The organism is Acetobacter papayae JCM 25143 (genome assembly GCF_000613285.1).
GTDB lineage: Bacteria > Pseudomonadota > Alphaproteobacteria > Acetobacterales > Acetobacteraceae > Acetobacter > Acetobacter papayae.
In genome coordinates this window covers 1-1,183 of record NZ_BAIN01000157.1, presented here as the reverse complement: position 1 = coordinate 1,183, position 1,183 = coordinate 1, and the positions used below count along the sequence as shown (strand labels likewise).

Genomic DNA, 1,183 nt, shown 5'->3' with positions numbered 1-1,183 from the left:
TCCCGCCTTGCGCCGCTGGCCCGCGCCATGGAGCGCGCGGGCGAGGCTATCCGCACCTGCTCCTCCTGCGGGAATCTGGACACGGTGGATCCGTGCCATATCTGCTCCGATCCCCTGCGTGACCGCTCTTTGGTTTGCGTGGTGGAAACAGTGGGAGACCTGTGGGCGCTCGAGCGTGCGGGGGTGCACCGGGGTGTGTATCAGGTGCTGGGTGGCACGCTCTCGCCGCTGGCGGGCACAGGGCCGGAAGACCTCAATACTGCCCCCCTCTTTGCCCGGTTGGAAGCGGGGCAGGTGCGTGAGGTCATTCTCGCACTGGGCGCTACGGTGGAAGGGGCCACAACCCTGCACTGGCTGATGGACCGTCTGGCCCCCTACACGCCCCCGCAGGGTGATGTCACGATCAGCCGTGTCGCGCAGGGCGTGCCCATGGGCGGCGCGCTGGACGTGCTGGATGACGGCACGCTGGCAGCGGCCCTTGGCGCACGCCGCCCGGCCTGACCCCAAAAGCAATGGAGAACACCACCATGACGATGGATCTGTTTCCTGTATCCGACGCCATGCCACGCCGCGCCCTTGTAACCGGAGGGGCGGCGCGTCTGGGCCGTGCTTTGGTGCTGATGCTGGCTGAAACCGGGTTTGATGTTGCCATCCATTACCGGGGCAATGCCGTGCGGGCGCGTGAAACACAGGCCGAGGTGGAAGCCCTTGGCCGCCGTGCAGTGCTGCTGCATGCCGACCTCGCGCGGGAGGAGGAAACCGCACCGCTGACCGAGCAGGCCATGCAGGCCCTTGGCGGCCCGCTGGGGGTGCTGGTCAATAACGCTTCCACCTTCGAGCGCGACGAGTGGGATGATGCCTCGCTTGAAAGCTGGATGCAGCACATGAAGCCCAACCTGCGCGCACCCTTTGTGCTGATGCAGCTTTCGCCAAGGCGCTGCCAACAGGGGCGGAGGGCATGGTGCTGAACATGCTGGACGAGCGCGTGTGGTCGCTCACGCCGCATTTCGTCAGCTATACGGTTTCCAAAAGCGCTTTATGGACGCTTACCCGCACCATGCGCTTGCGCTGGCTCCGCGCCGCATCCGGGTGAATGCCATAGGCCCCGGCCCTGCCCTGCCCAGCACGCGCCAGACCGTGGAACAGTTTGCCCGCCAGTGCGCCTCTGTGCCGCTGGGCTGGA

Annotated in this window: 1 protein-coding gene and 1 pseudogene; both read left to right on the top strand. The window is 66.5% G+C overall.

The genetic code is table 11. The annotated features are described in order from the left end of the window. On the top strand, positions 1 to 501 hold a 501-nt coding region (locus tag JCM25143_RS15120; protein WP_025861843.1), incomplete at its 5' end, for a recombination mediator RecR. Between the two features lie 26 nt (positions 502 to 527). Continuing rightward, positions 528 to 1,183 (top strand): annotated as a pseudogene (locus JCM25143_RS20430) (SDR family oxidoreductase); the annotation flags it as partial.